General features: G+C 70.7%; 4 protein-coding genes. All 4 read right to left on the bottom strand.

All coding sequences use genetic code 11. The features are described from left to right. Nucleotides 1-113 precede the first annotated feature (113 nt). The gene (locus tag ACFYXB_RS26750; protein ID WP_389586627.1) at nucleotides 114-2,090 is read right to left on the bottom strand and encodes an ATP-dependent DNA helicase; all 1,977 of its coding nucleotides are present in this window, start codon (nucleotides 2,088-2,090) and stop codon (nucleotides 114-116) included. 297 nt (nucleotides 2,091-2,387) lie between these two features. After that, nucleotides 2,388-3,140: a GNAT family N-acetyltransferase gene (locus ACFYXB_RS26745; RefSeq protein ID WP_389586625.1), complete on the bottom strand. Its 753-nt coding sequence runs from the start codon at nucleotides 3,138-3,140 to the stop codon at nucleotides 2,388-2,390. A 69-nt stretch (nucleotides 3,141-3,209) separates the two neighbouring features. Beyond that, a complete protein-coding gene (locus tag ACFYXB_RS26740) occupies nucleotides 3,210-5,222 on the bottom strand; it encodes an IucA/IucC family protein (RefSeq protein ID WP_389586623.1) in 2,013 nt (670 codons plus the stop codon). A 128-nt stretch (nucleotides 5,223-5,350) separates the two neighbouring features. Further along, on the bottom strand, nucleotides 5,351-6,838 hold the full coding sequence (locus ACFYXB_RS26735) for a diaminobutyrate--2-oxoglutarate transaminase family protein (RefSeq protein ID WP_389586749.1): 1,488 nt from the start codon (nucleotides 6,836-6,838) through the stop codon (nucleotides 5,351-5,353). Nucleotides 6,839-6,937: the final 99 nt, after the last annotated feature.

The following is a 6,937-nucleotide window of genomic DNA, read 5'->3' as shown; positions in this document are numbered from 1 at the left end:
GGCCCCGCACCCCCGCCGCCGGTGCGGGGCCCATGGGCTCTACCCCCCCGGTGAATCCCGGCTTTCCCGGGGGGGGTGGGCCGGCCCGGGGGCGGGCACCGCCCAACCCTCGATCACTTCTCTTCCGTCTGCCGCGCCACCGCGTCGATCGCGGCCAGCGACCTGCGGACCTGGTTACGGTCCGTGGTGTACCAGAAGTCGGGCAGTGACGCCTTGAGATAACCGCCGTACCGCGCGGTGGCCAGCCGCTGGTCCAGTACGGCGACCACCCCGCGGTCCCCCGAAGCCCGTACGAGGCGGCCGGCGCCCTGAGCCATGAGCAGCGCGGCGTGTGTGGCGGCCACCGCCATGAAGCCGTTGCCCCCGGCGTCCTCGACCGCCTTCTGGCGGGCGCTCATCAGCGGGTCGTCGGGGCGCGGGAACGGGATCTTGTCCACCACGACCAGCTGGCAGCTGGCGCCTGGGACGTCTACGCCCTGCCACAGCGACAGCGTGCCGAACAGACAGGTCTTCGGGTCCGCAGAGAAGTTCTTGATCAACTCCCCCAGGGTCTCCTCGCCCTGAAGCAGGATCGGGAACTCGGGGATCCGCGAGCGCAGTTCCTCCGCGGCGAGCTGGGCGCCCCGCATGGAGGAGAACAGGCCGAGTGTACGGCCGCCGGCCGCCTGGATGAGCTCGGTCAGTTCGTCGAGCATGTCGGCGCGATCGCCGTCCCGCGCGGGGCGCGACAGGTGCTTGGCGACATACAGGATGCCCTGCTTGCGGTAGTCGAAGGGCGAGCCGACGTCTACGCCCTTCCACTTCGGGACGTCTTCACCCTCCGTGCCCTCGGGGGCGAGCCCGAGGGAGGCGCCGACGCCGTTGAAGTCGCCGCCGAGTTTGAGGGTCGCGGAAGTCAGAACGACAGATCGGTCGGCGAACAGCTTCTCCCTGAGGAGACCGGAGACCGACATGGGGGCAACACGCAGGGAGGCGCCGAAGCGGTCGTGGCGCTCGTACCAGACGACGTCCCACTCGGAGCCGTTGACCACACGCTCCGCCACGTCGTGCACCGTCTCCACGGAGGCCAGTGCCTGCTTGCGAACCGCGTCCTCGTCCTGGACCGACTTGTCGCGGGTCGTGCCCAGGGCGGAGATGACCGTACGTGCGGCGTCCCGCAGCGCCATCAGGGCGTAGGCCAGGTCCTCCGGGATCTCCTCCAGGCGGCCCGGCAGCGCCAGCTCCATCAGTCGCTCGAAGCCCTCGGCGGCGGTCTGGAGCTGGTCGGCGGCCTTCTCGTTGACGAGCTTCGCCACGCGACGCACTGCGCGGTTGACCTGGCCGGGCGTGAGCTCACCGGTGGCGACGCCGGTGACCCGCGAGACCAGCTCGTGCGCCTCGTCGACGATCAGCACCTCGTGCTGAGGGAGCACCGGAGCGCCCTCGATGGCGTCGATGGCGAGCAGGGCGTGGTTGGTGACGACGACCTCGGCGAGCTTGGCCCGCTCACGGGCCATCTCGGCGAAGCACTCGGCGCCATAGGCACATTTCGACGCACCGAGGCACTCCCGGGACGACACCGACACCTGTGCCCAGGCACGGTCGGAGACACCGGGTGTGAGGTCGTCGCGGTCACCGCTCTCGGTCTCGTCCGCCCAGTCGCGCATGCGGAGCAGGTCCTGGCCCAGCTTGCTCGTGGGCGCCGCGGCCTCGAACTGGTCGAAGAGGCCCTCCTCCTCGTCCTGCGGCACTCCCTCGTGAAGACGGTGCAGGCACAGATAGTTCGACCTGCCCTTGAGCATCGCGAACTCCGGGCGGCGGCGCAGCAGCGGGTGCAGCGCGTCGACCGTGCGCGGCAGGTCGCGCTCCACCAGCTGGCGCTGCAGCGCCAGGGTCGCCGTCGCCACGACGACACGCTCCCCGTGCGCGAGCGCGGGCACGAGATAGCCGAGCGACTTTCCGGTGCCGGTGCCGGCCTGGACCAGCAGGTGGGATCCGTCATCGATCGCCTCGGCGACCGATTCGGCCATGGTCACCTGGCCGGGGCGCTCCGTACCGCCGACAGCTGTGACGGCGGCATGCAGGAGTTCGGGGAGTGAGGGCTTCGTCATAGCCCGACCACCCTACGACCCGCCACTGACAAAGGGGTGATCAAGGCTCTGACGACGGGTGGGATCACGGGTGGGGCTCCTGGGCGGGGGGCGAGGGCGGAGGCGAATGAGGACGAGGGTGGAGGCGAGTGGGGCCGGGTCGGCGAACGTGCTGGCGGGCGTGTGTCCAGGTCAAGGAGCCGATTGCTCGGCCTGGGAGAAATGCGGGGAGAGCCGCGGGGAGAAATACCTTCGGGCGGAATGGGAACCGGGCCGGCCCGAGCGGTGTACCAAATGTGAAGGCGTCGTCACGCGGCGCTACATCAGATCACGCAGGGAGCGGTCTCGGATCATGAGGGCGGCCCGTTTGGCGGGCAGGTCGACCTCAGCGGCGAACCGGAAGCCTGCGGTGAGGAAAGCGGCGACGGAGGGGGTGTTGCGAAGATCGGGTTCGGCGACGACACGTACGCAAGCGGGACGCCGGTCCAGTACCAGGTCGGCTACGGCTCGGAGCAGGACGGAGCCCAATCCCCGCGCTCGGTCGGCGACCCCGCCGACGAGGAGGTGGATCCCGGTGTCGTGCGGGCGGGCCGGGTAGTGACGGGCCAGTGGATCCAGGTCCGCGCGATAGATCTCCCAGTAGCTCATCGGGGTGCCGTCGAGCATGCCGACGCACGGAACGCTGCGCCCGTCGCCCGTGAGTTGGGCGCGCAAGTGGTCCTCGGTGCGTGACGTGGGGCCGGCCAGTTCCCAGAAGGCGGCTACGGCAGGGTCGTTCATCCAGCGGCTGATGAGCGGGACGTCACGGTCAAGGCGGACGGGGACCAGTTGGAAGGGTCCTGCGGGGGTGACGGTGGGGCCCCAGGCTCCTACGTGGTCCAGGAGGTCGTCTTCCATCGCAGAGAGGGCACCGTCGCCGGCCGTCGCTCCGGCGAAAAGGGCGATGAGCTCGTCAGGGAGACGCAGGTCCAGCGTGTCCTCGCTATCTCCGTCGGAACCGTGCCGGCCCGGATACCCCGGGACGGTGACGGAGACGTGGCCGTCGTCGGCGCTCGCGTCAGTGGGAGGCATGGCGCGCTCCTCTCAGGAGCCGAGGTGGGTCATGTTCCTCGGAAGTGAATGAAGTCGATTCGGTTCGGTTCAGGAGTGAAGGGGGTTGGCGATGGTGACGTAGATGGACTGGGTGTCCACGGGGCCTACGAGCTCGTCGAGGCCGTGCAGCCGGGTCAGCAGGTTCGCCTTGCACCGCAGGACGGGTGAGTCGAGCAGGCGGGCGGGCAGGGACGTGCGCAGAGGGGCGGGCCCCGAGGCGACTTCGGTGAGGAACCGGCGGAAGGCGGCGAGCAGCAGCGTCTCGTCGGCGAGACGCTGGGAACCGAGCGCGCCGATCAGACCGAACACGTTGTTGATGGCGAGGTAATAGGCGAACCGTTCGTCGGTGACCTCGTCGGAGACGAACGTGTCGCTGCGCTCGCCGATGCCGGGCAGCCGGTCGTCGAGTTCGGCACGCCGGGACTCACGGAAGTAATAGCCCTGGTTGTCGCGGTACCGGCCGCCCGCCGGCCAGCCTTCGGCGTCCAACAGGAGCAGCGTGTTCTGCTGGTGCGCTTCGAGTGCGACACCGGCCTCGCTGTCCAGCCACAGCACCGGACGCACGACCTGCTCCAGGTAACGCAGGAACCACTCCGTGGCGACAGCCCCATGGGGTCGGCCCGTCCGTTTGGCAAGCCGCGTGACGACGAGGGCGAGACGGGATCGGAGGGGTGGTGTCCTCGTGGACCCGGGGTCATCGGCCAGTGCGACACGGCCGACAGCCGGATGACCAGAGGGCCGGAGCGAGACGAGACCGGCGACGCAGGAGACGTCGTCGGACGGGAGGAAGGGGTTGTGCCTGATCATGAGGTCGAGCCCGGGGACGGGCAGGCCGTCGTGGCCGTCGACCGCCAGCCAGGCAGGGTCGCGAACGATGTCGAATCCGGGGTGCACGGCCTGCCACTGCTTGGACAGGCCGCTGCGCAGCAACCGGTGGACCTCGACGCCACGGTGGAGTTCCTTGCGGAGGTTCTCGCGGCGGGAGTTGGTGATCCGAAGTCCCAGCGACAGTTTGAGCATCGCGGGGGCGCCGGACTGATGGACAGTGCGTACGGAGGAGGTGGGATGCCAAGAAGTGCCGAACGGGCCCAGGTCCCGGAGCAGCCCGGCATCGAGCAGGGCCGCGGTCTCGGCGCGGTGCCGGACCTCTCGTGACTGCCAGGGGTGCAGGGGCAGGGCGGCGTAGCCGTCGGGAAGCGGCAGGCCGGGGCCGGCGAGCCGTGCGGTGAGGTGGTCCGCCGGAACGGGACGGCCGCGGTCCGTCCAGGCCGAGTCGGTTGCGAGCAAGGAAGGGGCGACAGCCATCCAGTGCAGGGGAAAGGAGCCGCGCAACTCTGGCGAGTACAGGCGGGCTTCGGCCTCGGTCAGGCCTTCGCGGCTCTTCGGCGTCGGGTGCAGCGGGTGTCCGAGGAGCAGGGCCTGTTCGGCGCTGAGGAAGAGGTCGCGACCGTCGGCAGGCCGCTCACGCCGGTCACGCCGGTCACTGATGAAGGTGACGGTACGGCGCACGGAGTCGGCCACCCTCGCGACGAGGTCGCCGCCGTTGGTGGTCATGCCCCCCACAGGGGTGGCCGCTGCGTCGGCTACAGGGTTCACCGCTGCGCCGCCGGTGCTGGTACCAGTGCCGGTGCGGGTGAGCGTCTCCCTGGTGAGCAGCGCGGCGAGCGTGACCGCGTCGACCGGGGGCGCGTCGTCCGGTGCGTCGGCGAGGCATGGGAGACCGAAGCGGTGCCAGCCCGTCGGGGACCAGTGGTGGACCGGTGCTGCGAGGGCCGTTCCACTGGCCGGGAGGGGGATGTGGAGGGTGCTGGAGTCCGGTGCGGGGATCTTCGTCTCCCGTACCCAGCAGCGGAGCAGGTTCTCCACGGCCGCGGCCTGGGCGGCCGTGTGGGGGTCCGGGTGGTCCAGGAGGTCGGGGGCAACAGTCGAGCGGTCCGCCTCCGGGATTCGGTGCTGCTGTTGGGGGACCGGCCCTGCCGGCGCGGTCATCGGAGCCTGTGTGCCTGGGAAGTTGTCGTCAGCACTGTGCGAGTAGTCGGTGGCTGTGGGGGTGGTGTTCAAGACTGTTCCTCGATGCGGTTCGGGCTCACGCGGCCGCTTCCTGGTACGGGACGGACCGAACGGAAGCAGTGCTGCAGAGGCTGGGCAGCCGTGACGTGCCGGCGCGGCTGATGTCGGGGCTCGCCGAGCTACCCCGTCCGGCCGGCACGGCGCTCCGGATGCCGGGGGCGACACACCTGGTCCGTGTCGCCGCCGGCCACGGCTGCCACTGCGTCAGTGAGTCGGTCCAGGACTGCTGCCGCTTGTTCGTCACTGATCGTGAGAGGAGGGAGCAGCCTGACGACACTTGAATGACGTCCGCCGAGTTCCACAATGAGGCCGCGCCGCAGGCACTCCCGCTGGACTGCGGCCGCGCGTTCCGGAGCGGCGGGGCGCGGGACGCGGCGGGGTTCGTGCTCGCTGCTCCGGTCGATCGGGGCGTTGTACGAGGCATCGGGCGACGCGTCGTAGGAGCCCTCGTCGATCCCCTCGTGCAGATCCGCCTCCACGCCTCCCTCCGGATCCGGATCCACCAGCTCCACGCCGATCATCAGCCCGCGCCCCCGGACGTCGCCCACGCATGCGAACTCCCGCTTCAGTTCGTGCAGTTGGAGCAGCATTCGGGAGCCGAGGTGCGACGCGCGTTCGGCCAGACCGTTCTCGCGGACGTGGGTGAGGGTGGCCGTGCCGGCGGCCATGGCGAGTTGGTTGCCGCGGAAGGTGCCTGCGTGGGCGCCGGGTTCCCAGACGTCGAGGTCGTCGCGGTAGACCACTACCGCCAGCGGGAGGCTGCCGCCGATGGCCTTGGACAGAACCATCACGTCGGGGGTGATGCCGCTGTGCTCCACGGCCCAGAAGGTGCCGGTGCGGCCGACTCCGGTCTGGATCTCGTCGGCGATCAGCGGGATGGACCGGTCGGCGGTGATCTTCCGCATACGGCGCAGCCAGTCGTCGGGGGCGGGGATCACCCCGCCCTCGCCCTGGACGGGTTCGAGGATCATTCCGGCGGGCAGAGGCACGCCCGACTTGGGGTCGTCGAGAAGGGACTCGGTCCAGCGGGCGCCGAGTTCGGCGCCGCGGGGGCCGCCGACGCCGAAGGGGCAACGGTAGTTCTGGGGGTACGGGAGACGGGCGACCCGTACGTCGCAGGCGCCGCCGGATGCGGCGAGGGCGCCGGCGGTCATGCCGTGGTAGGCGCCGGTGAAGGCGAGCATTCCGGTGCGGCCGGTCGCCGCCCGGACCAGTTTGAACGCCGCTTCGACGGCGTCCGTGCCGGCCGGGCCGCAGAACTGGACGCGGGCGTGGTCGGCGAGGCCGGGAGGGAGGGTGCGGAACAGTTCGGTGATGAAGGCGTCCTTGACGGGGGTCGCCAGGTCGAGGACGGAGAGGGGGGCGCCCGAGTCGAGAACCTTGCGGATGGCTTCGAGGACGACGGGGTGGTTGTGCCCGAGGGCGAGGGTTCCGGCGCCGGAGAGGCAGTCGAGGTAGCGGCGGCCGTCGGCGCCCTCGATGGTCAGCCCGCGGGCGCGGACCGGCACGATGGGGAGGGCGCGCGCATAGGTGCGCGCCGAGGACTCGCGCGCCGACTGGCGCCTGAGGATCCCCTCATGCGCTCCCCCGCACGTCTCCCCGGTCATCGACTCGGTCACGGCCACGGTTCCCTGTCCTCCCGCTGTGCAGAGGCGAGTTGATCCCGGGGACCGGGCGCCGGGCATGGGCAGCAGTCCCCCCACCGC

The organism is Streptomyces sp. NPDC002619, from assembly GCF_042889305.1.
Lineage (GTDB): Bacteria > Actinomycetota > Actinomycetes > Streptomycetales > Streptomycetaceae > Streptomyces.
Note: the sequence above shows the minus strand (reverse complement) of the source record. Positions and strands in the feature narration are given on the sequence as shown.

What these genes read in the sequence shown, in the direction of transcription:
- ACFYXB_RS26745 (WP_389586625.1), bottom strand. Translation starts at nt 3,140, where the DNA reads ATGCCTCCCACTGACGCGAGCGCCGACGACGGCCACGTCTCCGTCACC.
- ACFYXB_RS26735 (WP_389586749.1), bottom strand. Translation starts at nt 6,838, where the DNA reads ATGACCGGGGAGACGTGCGGGGGAGCGCATGAGGGGATCCTCAGGCGC.
- ACFYXB_RS26750 (WP_389586627.1), bottom strand. Translation starts at nt 2,090, where the DNA reads ATGACGAAGCCCTCACTCCCCGAACTCCTGCATGCCGCCGTCACAGCT.